At 72.3% G+C, this 14,103-nt stretch carries 14 protein-coding genes; 12 read left to right on the top strand and 2 right to left on the bottom strand.

Annotated elements, in window-relative coordinates; all coding sequences use genetic code 11:
- The first annotated feature begins 250 nt into the window (after nt 1-250).
- From BLU84_RS21590 to BLU84_RS21545, 10 genes are all read left to right on the top strand, one after another.
- Nucleotides 251-952, top strand: a complete 702-nt coding sequence (locus BLU84_RS21590; protein WP_074871981.1) for a response regulator — start codon at nt 251-253, stop codon at nt 950-952.
- 25 nt (nt 953-977) lie between these two features.
- Nucleotides 978-2,438: a sensor histidine kinase gene (locus BLU84_RS21585; RefSeq protein WP_139175180.1), complete on the top strand. Its 1,461-nt coding sequence runs from the start codon at nt 978-980 to the stop codon at nt 2,436-2,438.
- Nucleotides 2,438-3,949 (top strand): TolC family protein, encoded by a 1,512-nt coding sequence (locus BLU84_RS21580; RefSeq protein WP_233431199.1) that lies wholly within the window; start codon nt 2,438-2,440, stop codon nt 3,947-3,949. Before BLU84_RS21585 ends, BLU84_RS21580 begins: the two co-directional genes overlap by 1 nt.
- Entirely contained in the window at nt 3,946-5,085 is a 1,140-nt protein-coding gene (locus BLU84_RS21575) for an ABC transporter permease (RefSeq protein ID WP_074871977.1), read from the top strand. The genes BLU84_RS21580 and BLU84_RS21575 overlap by 4 nt, the downstream gene beginning before the upstream one ends.
- Nucleotides 5,082-5,864, top strand: coding sequence for an ABC transporter ATP-binding protein (locus BLU84_RS21570; protein ID WP_074871975.1), 783 nt, complete (start codon nt 5,082-5,084; stop codon nt 5,862-5,864). Before BLU84_RS21575 ends, BLU84_RS21570 begins: the two co-directional genes overlap by 4 nt.
- Entirely contained in the window at nt 5,848-6,789 is a 942-nt protein-coding gene (locus BLU84_RS21565; RefSeq protein ID WP_074872119.1) for an efflux RND transporter periplasmic adaptor subunit, read from the top strand. The genes BLU84_RS21570 and BLU84_RS21565 overlap by 17 nt, the downstream gene beginning before the upstream one ends.
- Before the next feature lie 160 nt (nt 6,790-6,949).
- A complete protein-coding gene (locus BLU84_RS21560) occupies nt 6,950-7,801 on the top strand; it encodes an alpha/beta hydrolase (RefSeq protein WP_074871973.1) in 852 nt (283 codons plus the stop codon).
- Nucleotides 7,798-8,157: an EamA family transporter gene (locus BLU84_RS21555; protein ID WP_074871971.1), complete on the top strand. Its 360-nt coding sequence runs from the start codon at nt 7,798-7,800 to the stop codon at nt 8,155-8,157. Before BLU84_RS21560 ends, BLU84_RS21555 begins: the two co-directional genes overlap by 4 nt.
- On the top strand, nt 8,154-8,612 hold the full coding sequence (locus BLU84_RS21550) for a DMT family transporter (RefSeq protein ID WP_074871969.1): 459 nt from the start codon (nt 8,154-8,156) through the stop codon (nt 8,610-8,612). The genes BLU84_RS21555 and BLU84_RS21550 overlap by 4 nt, the downstream gene beginning before the upstream one ends.
- A complete protein-coding gene (locus BLU84_RS21545) occupies nt 8,593-9,822 on the top strand; it encodes an aminotransferase class I/II-fold pyridoxal phosphate-dependent enzyme (protein WP_074871967.1) in 1,230 nt (409 codons plus the stop codon). The genes BLU84_RS21550 and BLU84_RS21545 overlap by 20 nt, the downstream gene beginning before the upstream one ends.
- A gap of 512 nt (nt 9,823-10,334) precedes the next feature.
- On the opposite strand, the gene BLU84_RS21540 is transcribed toward BLU84_RS21545, so the two are convergent.
- Both BLU84_RS21540 and BLU84_RS21535 read right to left on the bottom strand, forming a co-directional pair.
- The gene (locus BLU84_RS21540; protein WP_074871965.1) at nt 10,335-11,237 is read right to left on the bottom strand and encodes an arginase family protein; all 903 of its coding nucleotides are present in this window, start codon (nt 11,235-11,237) and stop codon (nt 10,335-10,337) included.
- A complete protein-coding gene (locus tag BLU84_RS21535) occupies nt 11,218-12,333 on the bottom strand; it encodes a peptidogalycan biosysnthesis protein (RefSeq protein ID WP_074871963.1) in 1,116 nt (371 codons plus the stop codon). Before BLU84_RS21535 ends, BLU84_RS21540 begins: the two co-directional genes overlap by 20 nt.
- Nucleotides 12,334-12,446: 113 nt before the next feature.
- Here BLU84_RS21535 and BLU84_RS21530 point away from each other — a divergent pair, with 113 nt between their 5' ends.
- Together BLU84_RS21530 and BLU84_RS21525 are read left to right on the top strand one after the other, a co-directional pair.
- The gene (locus BLU84_RS21530) at nt 12,447-12,713 is read left to right on the top strand and encodes an acyl carrier protein (protein ID WP_074871961.1); all 267 of its coding nucleotides are present in this window, start codon (nt 12,447-12,449) and stop codon (nt 12,711-12,713) included.
- Between the two features lie 66 nt (nt 12,714-12,779).
- Entirely contained in the window at nt 12,780-13,994 is a 1,215-nt protein-coding gene (locus BLU84_RS21525) for a beta-ketoacyl-[acyl-carrier-protein] synthase family protein (protein ID WP_074871959.1), read from the top strand.
- Nucleotides 13,995-14,103: the final 109 nt, after the last annotated feature.

The raw sequence follows: 14,103 nt of genomic DNA, 5'->3' as shown, positions 1-14,103 counted from the left end.
TATCGGTCCCTGAGCGAGGAGACAACGAGGCATGCATGCGTGCGACTTTCGGCGGATTCGCGGCGATGCGAAAACCTCTTGAATCCGGCGGTATGAGCAGGGCGCGTGCAACGCATCGCACGACTTTCGCGCCGTTCTCCGACAAATTTTTGACAGAAAGTAACGTTAACGAAAAATCGCAATAGCGAGTGCCACACTTTCGCAATCACGCCGGACGCGTCGCGCGGCCGGAACGATCACAAGGACGCCCATGCGCATCTTGATCGCCGAAGACGACCCTGCCATCGCCTCGGGCCTGAGCGCGGCGCTGGCCGACAGCGGCCACGCCGTGGATCGCGTCGCGCGCGGCAACGACGCCGACGCGGCGCTGCACGACGGCACCTACGATCTGGTCGTGCTCGATCTCAACCTGCCGCAGCTCGACGGACTGACCGTGCTGCAGCGCGCGCGTGCGCGCGGCGAGAGCGCGGCGATGCTGGTGGTGACCGCGCGCGAAGGCGTCAGCGAGCGCGTGCGCGCGCTCGACTCGGGCGCCGACGACTATCTGGTCAAACCCTTCGTGCTGGAGGAATTCGCCGCGCGCGTGCGCGCGCTGCTGCGCCGGCGCGTCAGCCAGGGCATTCCGATGCTGTCGATCGGCCGGCTGCGCCTGGACCTGGCCGGCCGCCGCGGTTGGAACCAGGACGCCGCGCTGGAACTGACCGGACGCGAGTTCGCCCTGCTCGACGCGCTGCTCAGCCGCCGCGGCAGCCTGGTCAGCCGCGAGCAATTGATCGAAGCGCTGTGCAACTGGGAACAGGACATCACCAACAACGGCCTGGATATCGCCATCCATCGCTTGCGCCGCAAACTCGACGACACCGGCGTGACCATCCGCACCATCCGCGGCCTGGGTTACGTGGTCGAGGAAACCGCCGCGGGCGCCACCGCCGCCGGCCAGCGCCGCGCTTGAACGCTCGCGCCCGGCCGGCCCGCACGTGACTTCCGCCGCAACGATGCCCGGCCCGCGCGCCCGGCCCGCGCGCGCCGGCGACAGCCTGCGCCGGCGCTTGCTGCTGTTCCTGCTGGTGCCGGTGAGCATCACCGTGGTGCTGGTGTCGGTGCTGGTGTACGCGGTCGCCTCGCGCTATTCCGATCGCGTCTACGACGAAGGTTTGCTCGAAGACGCTTACGGACTGGCCAAGGTGCTCAAGGCCACCGACTCCGACGCGCTGTCGCCGCAGGCGGCGTTCCTGCTGGAGTACAACAAGCTCGGCCACAACTACTACTCGGTGCGCAGCCTGCGCCGCGGCGTGCTCAGCGCCAGCCACGAGGCGATTCCGCCGGGCCCGGCGCCGCGCCTGGACGGCGACGCGCAGTTCTACGACACCGCCATCGGCGGCGTGCGTTCGCGCGCGGTGGCGCTGGCGGTGCCGGCGCCGGCCGATCCGAGCGACACCTTGGTGGTGACCCTGGCCGAGACCGTGCAGGACCGGCAACTGCGCGCGCAGCAGATCCTGCTGATGTCGATCCTGTTGCAGTTGGTGCTGACGGCGGTGCTGCTGGCGCTGATGTGGAGCGGCGTCAGCCGCGGCCTGCGCGCGCTGGATCCGCTGATCGGCCGGCTGGCCCGGCACGGGCAGGAACTGGTGCCGGTCGGCGACGTGCCGGTGCCGGCGGAGATCCGCCCGCTCAGCGCCACGATCGATGCCTTGCTCGAACGCATCCGCCGCTTGTTCGTGAGCCAGGAGCATTTCATCGCCGACGCCGCGCACCAGTTGCGCACGCCGTTGGCCGGGCTGGCCCTGCACGCCGAGCGCGCGCGCAGCAGCGCCGACGAAGGCCAGCGCGCCGACGCGCTGGCGCAGGTGCAGGTGCTGACCATGCGCCTGGCCCGCACCGCCACCCAGTTGCTGGCGCTGAGCCGCGCGCAGGCGCCGGTGGAGGCGGCCGCGCCGATGGCGCCGTTGCGATTGGATCAGCTGGTGCCGGAAATCCTCGGCGAGCACGTCGCCCGCGCGATGCGTGCCGATGTCGACCTGGGTTACGAAGGCCCGGACGAAGCGCTGACGGTGCGCGCAGATGCGTATGCCTTGCACGATGCGCTCGGCAACCTCATCGACAACGCCCTGAGCTATGTGCGCCGCGGCGGCACGGTCAGCGTCGCGCTGCGCCGGCACGGCGAATCGGCGCGGGTCAGCGTCGACGACGACGGCCCCGGCGTGGCCGAATCGGCGCTGCCGCGCCTGGGCGACCGCTTCTTCCGCGCGCCCGAGGCGATCGAAGGCGGCACCGGCCTTGGATTGGCGATCGTGCGCCGAATCGCCGACCGTCACGACGCGCGCGTAGCCTTCGCCCGTTCGCGCCTGGGCGGGCTGCGGGTCGAACTGGATTTTCCCTTGATCGCGCCCGACGCCCCGAGCGGACGGGTCGCGCCTTTGATCGCGGAGCCGCGTTGATGTCCCCGTTCCTGCGTGATCGCCCGCGCACCGCGCCGCTGCTGGATCGCCGCGCTTTCGCGCGCCGCTGCGCGGCGCTGCTGTCGTCGGCCCTGCTGCCGCTGGCCTTGAGCGCGTGCATGAGCACGCCGATTCCCGATCAAACCCCGCCGCTGCCGCCGCAGTGGCGCAACGCCGCGACCGCCGACGCCGCGCCCGCGGCGGCGCCCGATCCGCGCGGCTGGTGGCGCGCGTTCGGCGATCCGCGCCTGGATGCGCTGGTCGAACAGGCGCTGGCCGCCAACCTCGACGCAGCCCAGGCGCGCGCGCGGCTGCGCTCGGCGCGGCTGCTGCACGAACACGCCGGCGATGTGCTCAAGCCGGAAGTGCGCGCGCGCACCAGCAATCCCATCGACCCCGACGCCAGCGCCTCGTTCTTCGTGATGGGCCTGGACGCAGTGTGGGAGATGGGGTTCTTCGGCCGCAGCGAGGCGATCGAACGCGGCGCGCGCAGCGAACTCGACAGCGCGCAGGCGCAACTGCGCCAGGCCCAGGTCAGCGTGGCGGCGGAGACCGCGCGCGAATGGATCGCGCTGCGCGACGCGGTCGAGCGCGAACGCCTGCTCGATTCGATCCGCGCCGCGCGCGCCGAGCAACTGCGCGTGCAACAGGTGCGCGCCGATCTGCGCCTGGCCGCGCGCGACAGCGTCGAAGCGCCGCGCGCCGTGCTGGCCCAGGCCGAGGCGGCCTTGGGCGAACCGCGCCAGCGCATCGTCGCCGCCGAACAGGCGCTGGCCTTGCTGCTCGGCCGCGCTGAGCCCGACCCGCAGTGGCGCGCCGGCCCGGCGCGTCCGGCGCTGGCCTTGGCCGCGATCGACCGCGCTCCGGCCGATCTGCTGCGCACCCGCCCCGACATCGCCCTGGCCCAGGCCGGGGTGTTGCGCGCCGCCGCCGACCTCGGCCTGGCCCGCGCCGATCAATATCCGCGTCTCGCCTTCGGCACCTCGATCCAATGGTCGGTCAACGTCACCGCGCATCGCCGCACCGAGACCGAGGGCATCGGCGTGTCCGGCCCGATCATCGACGTGCCGCTGTTCGACTGGGGCCTGCGCCGCGCCCGCGCCCACGCCAAGGGCGCCGAACTGGAAGCGGCCGCGCTGGCTTATCGCAAGACCGTGCTGGCGGCGGTGGCGGAAACCGAATCGGCGCTGTCGGCGCTGGAGCAGCAGCGCCAGCGCGAGGACGCCGACCGCCGCGCCTTCGACGCGCTGGCGCGCTCGGCGCAGATGCAGCAGGTGCGCCGCGGCCTGGGCCTGAGCGGCGACCTGGAACTGGCCGGCAGCCGGATCGATCGCGATCAGGCCGCGCTGGAACTCAACGCCGCGCGCAGCGACCGCGCCCAGGCTTACATCGCGCTGTACAAGGCGCTCGGCGCTGCGCCCGAGGACCGGCTCGGCCGCGCCGAGGCCGACGTCGCCGCGCAGGCGTCGCCGGTTGCGCCTGCAGCGATCGCGCGCGAGGCGCGCCGATGACCTCGCTGGCGCGCCAGACCCTGCGCTACGAATGGCGCCGGTTCCTGCCGGCGGTGCTGGCGATCGGCTTCTCCAGCCTGCTGCTGTTGCTGCAGGCGGCGCTGGTGCTGGGCATCTTCGGCAGCGCCAGCGTGTACGTCTCGGGGTCCTCGGCCGATCTGTGGCTGGGCTATCCGGGCACGCAGAGCGTCGACCAGGGCCGGCCGGTGGACCCGAACCTGCAATCGCTGCTGCTGATGCAGCCGCAGGTGGCCAAGGTCGAACCCTTCTATTGGCTCGACGCCGACTGGCGCGGCCCGGCCAAGGACACCGGCGGCGTGTCGGTGTACGTGTCCGGCATCGACATCGGCAAGGACGGGCTGATGTTCTCGCGCGCGCTGTCGCCGCAGCTGCGTCAGCGGCTGGCGCTGCCCGACAGCGTGATCGTCGATCGCGCCGAGCTCGACAAGCTCGGCGTCGGCATCGGCGAGCGCGCCCACCTCAACGGCCACCCGGTGCGTGTGGTCGGCGCCAGTTCGGGCCTGCGCGCGCTCGGCGGCGTCAACGTGGTCGCCTCGCTCGAAACCGCGCGACATTTGCAGGGCGCCGGCGGCAATGCGGCGTGGCCGGCGTACTTCGTCGCCCGCCTGCACGACCCGGCGCAGGCGCCGCAGGTGATCGCGCAACTGCGCGCCGGCGCCGCCGGCTTCGGCCGCTTCGAGGCCTGGACCGCGCCGGATTTCGCCCGCCAGGCGGTGCTGTTCTGGATGTTCGACACCGGCGCCGGCGCCGGCGTGCTGTTCCTGGCCGCGGTGGTGCTGCTGGTCGGCGCGGTCATCACCAGCCAGGCGCTGGTCGCCGCGGTCAACGGTTCGGTGCGCGAATACGCGACCTTGAACGCGCTCGGCATCGGCATGCGCTCGCTGCGCTGGGTGGTGCTGGAACAGGCGCTGTGGGTCGGCGCGATCGGGGTGGCGGTGGCCACCGTCGCGGGCCTGGCGCTGATCGCGCTGGCGCGCGCGCGCGACGTGCCGGTGTTGTTCAATCTGCAAGTGACCGCGATCTGCATGCTGGTGGTGATGGTGCTGGCTTCCTTGTCGGGCCTGTCGGCCCTGCGCGGCTTGCGCCGCGCCGATCCTGCGGTGCTGCTGCGATGAACGCGCTGCACACGGCGCCCGCGGCCAACATCGTCGATGCTTCGGCGGGGTTGGTCGCGCACGGCATCGCCAAATCCTTCCTGTCCGGCAGCGTGCGCACCACGGTGCTCGACGGCATCTCGCTGCAGGTGCATCCGGGCGAACTGACCCTGATTTCGGGCCCGTCGGGCTGCGGCAAGAGCACGCTGCTGTCGGTGCTCAGCGGTCTGCAGCGCCCGGACCAGGGCCGGGTGAGCGCGCTCGGCGAGGATCTCGGCGCGCTCGGCCTGCGCGCGCTGGAAGCGTTCCGCCTGCACCACACCGGTTTCGTGTTCCAGGGCTTCAACCTGTTCCCGGCGCTGACCGCGGCCGAACAAGTGGCGTTGCCGCTGCACTATCTCGGCCTGAGCCGCGCCGACAGCCGCGCCCGCGCATTGGCGGCGCTGGACGAAGTCGGGATGGCGCGGCGCGCGCACCTACGCCCAGCCGAGCTGTCGGGCGGCGAGAAACAGCGCGTGGCGATCGCGCGCGCGCTGGCCAAGCAGCCGGCGCTGCTGTTCGCCGACGAGCCGACCAGTTCGCTCGACGCCGCCAACGGCCAGATCGTGATCGACATCCTGCACAGCATCGCCCGCCGCCACTGCACCCTGGTGCTGTGCGTGAGCCACGACCCGCGCCTGATCGGCCACGCCGACCGCCTTCTGACCATGGAAGACGGCCGCATCCTCAGCGACCGGCGCGATCCAGGCGCCGACCTTCCCCTCCCTCTTGTTCCCGGCCGCGATGATCCGACTCCTTAACCGCCCTGCGCCGCTGCTGCTCTGCCTCGCGCTGGCGTCGGCCCTGTCCGGCTGCGGCCGCGACGAACCCGCGCGCGATGCCGCGCCGCCGGCAACCACGTCGGCATCGACCTTCGCCGCGGTCGCGCGCGGCCGCGTCGATGTTGAAGGCGGCCTGCTCAAGCTCGGCATGGCCGCCGAAGGCGTGCTGGCGCGGGTACCGGTGCGCGAAGGCGAGCGCGTCGCCGCCGGCCAGGAACTGGCCGCGCTCGACGCCACCGCCGCGCGCGCCGACGACCGCATCGCCGAAGCGCGGCTGGCGCAGGCGCGCGCGCAAGTGAACCTGTTGCAACAACGCCTCGCGCAAGCGCGGGTGCGCGCGCAGCGCCTGGGCGCGGCCGCCGCGGCCGGCGCCGGCGACGGCCAGAGCGCCGACGACGCCCGCGATGCGCTGGCGCAATTGCAGGACGAAGCCGACAGCGCCCGCGCCGCCGCCGACATCGCCGCCGCCCAGCGCGACCAGGCCGCCGCGGCCATGCAGCGCCAGACCCTGCATGCGCCGGTCGCCGGCGAACTGGCGCGCGTGGCCGCGCGCGTGGGCATGAGCGTGGCCCCGCACGGCGCGCCGCTGTTCGTGCTGCTGCCCGACGGCGAACGCATCGTCCGCGCCGAACTCAACGCCGCCTTCCTCGACAACGTGCATCCCGGCATGCGCGCGCAGATCCTCGACGACGGCGACACCCAGCGCGTGCTCGGCGCCGCGCGCGTGCTGCGCCTGTCGCCGGCGTTCGGCCCTTCCACGCTCGAGGACGACCCGGACGTGCGCGCCAACGAGCGCACCGTCGAATGCGTGCTGGCCCTGGACAAGGCCGGCGGGCTGCGGATCGGCCAGCGCGTGCTGGTGCGGTTCCTGAGCGCGGCGGCCGGTACCCAGCGCACGCCCTGAGCGAAGCGCCGGGCGCGGCCCGAGCGCCCGGCTGAAGCCCGATTCAGCCGGCGCCGGCGCACGAAAGGTTGGTGAAACCCAGGCTGGCGACACTGGCCGCTCCAGTCGACGGCCGTGCGCGCGCACCGGCGCGGCCGCGACGACAGCGATACGGGTCTCGATGATCACCAACGCGGAATTCCATTTCGAAGGCGGGCGCGACGGCGTGCTGCTGATCCACGGGCTCACCGGCACGCCGCACGAGATGCGCTTGCTCGGCAAAGGGCTGCAGCGCGCGGGCTTCACCGTGTACGGGATGCAGCTGGCCGGGCACTGCGGCGACGAGGCCGATCTGCTCGCGACCGGCTGGCGCGATTGGTACGCCAGCGTCGAGCGCGCGGCCGACGAATTGCGCGGGCGAGTCGATCGCCTGTACGTGGCCGGGTTGTCGATGGGCGCGTTGTTGTCGTTGCTGCTCGCGGCGCAGCGACCGGGCTGGGTGTCCGGGGTCGGCGTGCTCGGCGCGACCTTCCGCTACGACGGCTGGAACATGCCCGCGGTCGGGCGGTTGTCGTTCCTGCTGCCGTGGTTCAAGCGCCTGGGCATCGGCCGCGGCCGCAGCTTCCAGGAAGAGCCGCCGTACGGCTTGCGCGACGAACGCATCCGCGCCCAGGTCAGCGGCGCGATGCTCGGCGGCGACAGCGCGGCGGCGGGGCTGCCGGGCAATCCCTGGCATTCGCTGGCCGACCTGTACACCTTGTCGACGCACATGCGCCGGCGCCTGGGCGAGGTGCGCGCGCCGTGCCTGGTCGCGCACGCCATCGAAGACGATGTCGCGCACGTGCGCAACGCGCACCTGGTCGCCGACCGCGTATCCGGGCCGGTAGAACTGCTGTGGCTGCGCGATAGTTACCACATGATCACCATCGACCGCGATCGCCGCCTGCTGATCGAACGCCTGGCCGGTTTCTTCCAGCGCGTCGGCGACGGCCGCGCGGTCGGCGACGAGGCCGACGCGGCGCGCGCGGCGTGAACACCCTGGTGTGGACGCTGTGGACGGCGACGGTGCTGCTCGACACCGGCGGCCAGCTCGCGTTCAAGGCGGCCGCCGGCGATCCCGAGGCCGGCGACGGGCTGGCGCGCTGGAAGCACATGCTGTCGCGGCCGTGGCTGTGGATCGGCGGCGCCTGCTACGTGCTCGAGTTCCTGGCCTGGATCGCGTTCCTGTCGCTGGTGCCGCTGGGCCGCGGCGTGTTGCTGGGTTCGATCAACATCGTTGCGATCATGCTCGCCGGGCGCTGGCTGTTCGGCGAAAAACTCACCCCTTGGCGGCTGGCCGGCATGGGCTTGATCGGCGCCGGCGTGGCGATGGTCGGAGCGGGCGCATGAGGCGGTTCTACCTGATCGGCTTCGCCTTGCTGATGGGCTTCGACACGCTCGCCCAGCTCAGCTTCAAGCATGCCGGCGCCGGCGCGTTTCCGCCGGAAGCCTCGCTGGACTGGCTGTTGCGCCTGCTCGCGCAGCCGTGGCTGTACGGCGCTCTGCTGGGCTACATCGGCGCGTTCTTCACCTGGATGAGCCTGCTCAAGCACGCGCCGATCGGCCCGGCCTTCGCCGCCTCGCACCTGGAAGTGGTGAGTGTGCTGGCGCTGTCGGCGTGGTTGTTCGGCGAGCGTTTCAGCTCGCTGCAAGTGGCCGGCGCGGTCGCCATCGTCGCCGGCATCGTCTGCCTGGCGCTGGGCGAACCCGACGATGCCGAATCCGGCAGCGAGCGCGCCGCGCAGTTGGCTGCGGGGCCCGAACGCAAAGGCGCGGACGGAGCCGATGGCGGCGCCGCGCACTGAACTGCCGCCGACGGCGGGCCTGCCGCTGCGCTGGCGCGACTTCGCGCCGACCGCGGCGCCGTCGTTGGCGCGGAGCCTGGCGCGCCTGCTGGAACTCGACGACGGCGCGGCCACGCTGACCTGCTCGGGCACCGCCGCGCTGGTGCTGGCGTTGAGCGCGCTCAAGCGCGTCAGCGCGCGGCGCGAGGTGATCGTGCCGGCCTACACTTGCCCGTTGCTGGCGATCGCGGTCGCGCATTGCGGCTTGGAGCTGCGCGTGTGCGATACCCGGCCGGGCCATTTCGAGATGGACCCCGATGCGCTGGCCGCGCTGTGCGGCCGCGACACGCTGGCGGTGGTGCCGGCGCATCTGGGCGGGCGCCTGGTCGACCTGGGCGCGCCGCTGCGGCTGGCGCGCGCCGCCGGCGCCTGGGTGATCGAAGACGCCGCGCAGGCGCTGGGCGCGCGCCACGCCGACGGCACGCCGGCCGGCGCGGCCGGCGACCTGGGCATCCTCAGCCTCGCCGCCGGCAAGGGCTTGAGCATTTTCGAAGGCGGCGCGCTGATCGCGCACGATCCGGCGTTGCGCGCCGGCATCGTCGAACTGGCGCCGCGGCTATTGCCGAATTCGCCGGCGTGGGAACTGCGCCGCTGCGCCGAACTGATCGGCTACGCCGTGTTCTACGGTCCGCACGGCCTGCGCTGGGTGTACGGCCGGCCGCTGCGGCAAGCGCTGCGCCGCGGCGACGAGGTGGCGGCGGCGCAGGACGGCTTCCCGCTGAGCATTCCATTGCACCGGGTGAGCGCGTGGCGGCAAAACATCGGCGCGCGCGCCGCCGCGCGCCTGCCGATGTTTCTCGATGCCGCACGCCAGCGCGCGCTGGCACGCAGCGCGCAGCTGCGCGGGATCGAGGGCGTGCAAGTGCTCGGCGACCGCCGTGGCGAGCGCGGCACCTGGCCAACGCTTACGCTGCTGTTCGCCGACCCGGCCGCGCGCGACGCCGCACTGGCGCGGTTGTGGGGCGCGGGCCTGGGCGTGTCCTGGCCGTTCGTGCGCGCGCTGCCGGATTACGACTATCTACGCGGCACCGTGCCGCCCGCGCCGGCGCCCAACGCCGCCGATTTCGCCGCGCGCGTGCTTGCTATCGGCAACAGCGAATGGCTCGACGACGAGGCGTTCGCGCGGATCGCGGCGGTGTTGCAGGAAAGCTGCCGCGGCGGGCGCGGCTGAGGCGTCGTCGTTCGCGGGATGTTCGGGTTTCGACGTGGTTGTGGATTCGCGGTCGCGACTCGCGTCGCTCCTACAGCCGCAAACGCAACTCGTCGAAGCCCCTGTAGGAGCGGCGCGAGCCACGACCGCGCCAACGAATCGCCCGCGCCAGTTCGGACTCTCGTGAGCGAGCCGTCGTAGTGCGCCTGCGCCCAGCGCGCTTCGACGTAGTTGCGGATTCGCGGTCGCGACTCGCGTCGCTCCTACAGTCGCGAACGCAACCTGCCGAAACCCCCTGTAGGAGCGGCGCAAGCCGCGACCGCGCCAACGAATCGCCCGCGCCGGTTCGGACTCTTGCGAACGAGCCGTCGTAGTGCGCCTGCGCCCAGCGCGCTTCGACGTAGTTGCGGATTCGCGGTCGCGACTCGCGTCGCTCCTACAGCCGCCAACGCAACTCGCCGAAGCCCCTGTAGGAGCGGCGCAAGCCGCGACCGCGCCAATGAATCGCCGGCGCCAGTTCGCCCGCCGTCGTATCAGCCCAACGCCGCAAGCAACCGCAGATTGACCCGGTGCTGCTGCGCCTGCCACAGCCGCAGCGCGTCCGCATCCGGAGCGCTCTGCCCGTCGGCGGCGGCCAACGCGCGCTTCCACCATTGCGGATACGCGGCGATGGAGATCTCGCCGGTGACGTCGCTGGCGACGATGCGCGAACGCAGCCGCGTCACTGCGGCCAGCAGCGCGTCGGCGCGCATCAGGCCCTGGTCCCAGTTGGTCATCGCGTCTTCCGGGCGCAGTACGTCTTTGTCGACGCTGAGGTAGATCGGGTCGCCGTCGCGTTCGATCTCGGCCAGGAACGCCTGCAGCGCCGCGTCGACGCTGGCGTGCGTGCGCACCGCCGCGCCGAGGCCGAGCAGCCGCGCCCAGCCGACCGCGACTTGGCTGGACCAGTAGCGCAGCTTGCCGCGGTACAGCGGCCGCAGCCGGTTTTCCCAGGCGTGGCCCAGGCCGATGTCGGCCGAAGTGATGCCGACCACGTGCACGCGCGCGACCTGCGGCAGCGCGGCCACCCGCGACACCCACGAGCCGCAATGCACCGCCAGCGGGAAGCGCATGTTGTCGGGGTGGTTGTCGAACACCACCACCTGCAGGCGCCCATGCGCGCGTGCGGCGCGGCGCATCAGCGGCAGGCTGAGGTGGTGGAAATCGCCGCTGCCGAGGAATACGCAGCCGTGCCGCGCCGGCAGCGCGGCGTCGAGTTCCGCGCCGAAGCGCGCCAGCGCGCGCTGCGAGCAGGCGAAGCGCAGGCGGTCGTGCCAATCGCGCAGGTCCAGCCGCAGCGCGCCGGGCAAGGCGCCGACCGAGGCATCGAGGTCGAGCACCACCGGCGCGGACGCCGCATCGATCTTTAGCGGCGAATCAGGCGCGACCGGCGGCATCGGCGTTCTCCTGTGGGTCGGCGTCGGGCGCGGCGGCCGCTTCCAGCACGCTGCGGTCGGATTCGAACCAAGTCGACACCCGGCGCAGGATCGCGCGCAGCAGCGGATTGCGCGCGTACACCGCGTGGCGGGTGAAGGCGAAGCGCGCGCCGAGTTGGCGCTTGACCTGCGGATCGGTCCAGCCGGCCACATACGCGTCGAGGTTGCGGCGCAGCGCGTAGTCCAGGTTCTCGAACCAGCTCAGCGCATACAGGTTGTGCTCGCGCGCCTGTGGGTAGAGCAGGCCGATGTATTTATCCACCAGCATGCCGGCATGCTCGTAGCACAGGTTCCAGCCGATCATCTCGCCCTGGTGGCGGTACACGAACGCCACGCCGCCGCTGTCGCCGTCGCGCAACAGGGCGCGGAAGTAGTCGCGGCTGAGCCGGTCGAAGTGGATTTCGCTTTGCGCGTAGACGTTGAGGTACAGCGCGTAGAACGCGTCGATCGTCGCCTCGTCGTCGAAGGCCGGCGCGCCGGCGGCCAGCGTTTCCACGCTCAGGTCCGCGCGCGAGCGCAGCTTGCGCCGCAGGTCGCGGCGGCGGCTGCGCGAGAGCCGCGCCAGGTAGGCGTCGATGGAATCGAAATCGATCGGCACCCAGGCCAGGGCCTGGCCTTCCATCAGCACGAAGCCTTCCTCGGCCAGCGCGCGGGCGAACGCCGCGGCCTGGCGGTTGGACTCCACCGGCAGCAGCGGCGACTCGTCGGGCAGGTCCTTGACGATCAGCAGCGGGCAGCGCCGGCCCTGTTCGCGGCGCAGGCGCTGGGCCAGCGCGGCGGCGTCGTCGCGGCCGGGCAGCGGCGGCAGCCACAGGTATTCGGTGTTGGTCGCGCCGATGAAGCGGGTGCGCAGGCGCAGCCACGGCCGCCACAGCGATTGCCCCGGCCAGCGCGCCAACCGCTGCAGCAGCTCGGGTTCGGCCGTGGTCAGCAGGTCGAACGGGGCGGTGAAGGCGGGCAGGCCGCCGCCGGCCATCTCCGCCGGGAAGCCCTCGGGCGGATGGGCGAGGAAGTGGCCGAGCAGGCGCTCGGGTTCGAGACGGGTCACGAAAGACATGTGCAAGGTTGGCCGGCTAGAGTCCGCCATGGGCAGGGCCGGCCCGGCCGCGTCTCGCGCCGGGCCCGGACCGCCGAACGCGAGCCCCCGCAAGCGACACCAGGAGCGTCAGCATGAACGAATCCGTCGAACGGCAGTTGTACGAGATCATCGCCAAGCAAAGCGGCATCGACGTGGCGACGATCACCCCGCAGTCCACGCTCAAGGACTTGGGCGTCGACTCGCTGACCGCGATCGAGACCATCTTCGAGATCGAAGAGCACTTCGGCGTGACCCTGCCCGACCGCGATCCCAACTTCGACACCGACTCGGTCCAGGGCCTGGCGACCGCGTTGCAGCAGGCGCTCGACGGCGCCGCCGCGGCGCCCGGTGCGGCCTGAGCGGCGGCAAGCCGAATTCAGGCGCGAACCCAGATACAGTACCGACATCGTCCGCCGGAGACCCGGATGCGCAGAGTAGTCATCACCGGCATGGGCGCGATCGGCGCGCTCGGCCACACCGCGGCCGAGACCTGGCGCGAAATGCTCGCCGGCCGCAGCGGCATCGGCCCGATCCAGGCGATCCCGGCCGAGAAGCTGCGGGCCAAGGTCGCCGCCGAAGTGCGCGATTACGATCCGGCCCGGCACTTCGACGACAAGCGCCTGCCGATGCTGGACCGCACCTCGCAGTTCGCGCTGATCGCCGCGCGCGAGGCGGTGCGGCAGTCCGGCATCGACTTCGACCAGGGCGACCTGCGCGAGCGCAGCGCGGTCATCGTCGGCACCGGCGTGGGCGGCGAGACCAGCCACGACGAGGCCTTCCGCCGGCTCTACGGCGACAACAATCCGCGCGTGCATCCCTTCACCATCGTGCGGGTGATGGCCAATGCGCCGGCCTGCCAGCTGAGCATCGAATTCGGCCTGACCGGCCCGGCGTTCGGCGTGGTCAGCGCCTGCGCCTCGTCCAACCACGCCTTCGCCCAGGCGCTGCAGACCATCCGCGCCGGCAGCGCCGACGTGGCCCTGGCCGGCGGCGCCGAGGCCTGCATCACCCTGGGCCTGACCAAGGCCTGGGAAGCGATGCGGGTGCTGGCCGACGACACCTGCCGGCCGTTCTGCCTGCAGCGGCGCGGGCTGGTGCTCGGCGAGGGCGCGGCGATCTTCGTGCTGGAAGAGTACGAACATGCGCGCCGCCGCGGCGCGCACATCCTGGCCGAACTGGCCGGCGCGGGCCTGTCGGCCGACGCCAGCGACCTGGTCCTGCCCTCGCAGGCCGGCGCGGTCGCGGCGATGCGCCGCGCGCTCAAGGACGCGCAACTGCCGCTGGAGCAGGTCGGCTACATCAACGCCCACGGCACCGCCACGCCGGCCAACGACCCCAGCGAAACCCGGGCGATCCGCGAGACGTACGGCGCGCTGGCCGGGGTGATCCCGATCAGCTCGACCAAGGCCGTGCACGGCCACGCGCTGGGCGCGTCCGGCGCGCTGGAGATGGTCGCCGCGCTCGGCGCGCTGCGCGAGCAGATGGTGCCGCCGACGGCGAACTTCCTCGATCCGGACCCGCAGTGCGACCTGGACTACGTGCCCAACGTGGCGCGCGAGGCCAAGGTCGGCGCGGTGATGTCCAACTCGTTCGCGTTCGGCGGGTTGAATGCGGTGGTGGTGGTGCGCAGCTTGCGCTGAGGGTTGCGCGTTGAACGGGGGGGTAACGTCGCCCCCCCGGCCCGAACGCAGAGCGTTCGGGCGTTCGCGGTCGCGCGAGCCAGTGGCTCGCAAGCGCGACCGCTCACCC

Origin of the sequence: Lysobacter enzymogenes (assembly GCF_900106525.1) — a bacterium.
In the GTDB taxonomy this organism is placed as follows: Bacteria; Pseudomonadota; Gammaproteobacteria; order Xanthomonadales; family Xanthomonadaceae; genus Lysobacter; species Lysobacter enzymogenes.
This window is presented reverse-complemented; position numbering and strand designations above follow the sequence as displayed.

Coding starts and splice junctions, on each gene's coding strand:
- BLU84_RS21590 (WP_074871981.1), top strand. CDS start 251: ATGCGCATCTTGATCGCCGAAGACGACCCTGCCATCGCCTCGGGCCTG.
- BLU84_RS21580 (WP_233431199.1), top strand. CDS start 2,438: ATGTCCCCGTTCCTGCGTGATCGCCCGCGCACCGCGCCGCTGCTGGAT.
- BLU84_RS21575 (WP_074871977.1), top strand. CDS start 3,946: ATGACCTCGCTGGCGCGCCAGACCCTGCGCTACGAATGGCGCCGGTTC.
- BLU84_RS21570 (WP_074871975.1), top strand. CDS start 5,082: ATGAACGCGCTGCACACGGCGCCCGCGGCCAACATCGTCGATGCTTCG.
- BLU84_RS21565 (WP_074872119.1), top strand. CDS start 5,848: ATGATCCGACTCCTTAACCGCCCTGCGCCGCTGCTGCTCTGCCTCGCG.
- BLU84_RS21560 (WP_074871973.1), top strand. CDS start 6,950: ATGATCACCAACGCGGAATTCCATTTCGAAGGCGGGCGCGACGGCGTG.
- BLU84_RS21550 (WP_074871969.1), top strand. CDS start 8,154: ATGAGGCGGTTCTACCTGATCGGCTTCGCCTTGCTGATGGGCTTCGAC.
- BLU84_RS21545 (WP_074871967.1), top strand. CDS start 8,593: ATGGCGGCGCCGCGCACTGAACTGCCGCCGACGGCGGGCCTGCCGCTG.
- BLU84_RS21540 (WP_074871965.1), bottom strand. CDS start 11,237: ATGCCGCCGGTCGCGCCTGATTCGCCGCTAAAGATCGATGCGGCGTCC.
- BLU84_RS21535 (WP_074871963.1), bottom strand. CDS start 12,333: ATGTCTTTCGTGACCCGTCTCGAACCCGAGCGCCTGCTCGGCCACTTC.
- BLU84_RS21530 (WP_074871961.1), top strand. CDS start 12,447: ATGAACGAATCCGTCGAACGGCAGTTGTACGAGATCATCGCCAAGCAA.
- BLU84_RS21525 (WP_074871959.1), top strand. CDS start 12,780: ATGCGCAGAGTAGTCATCACCGGCATGGGCGCGATCGGCGCGCTCGGC.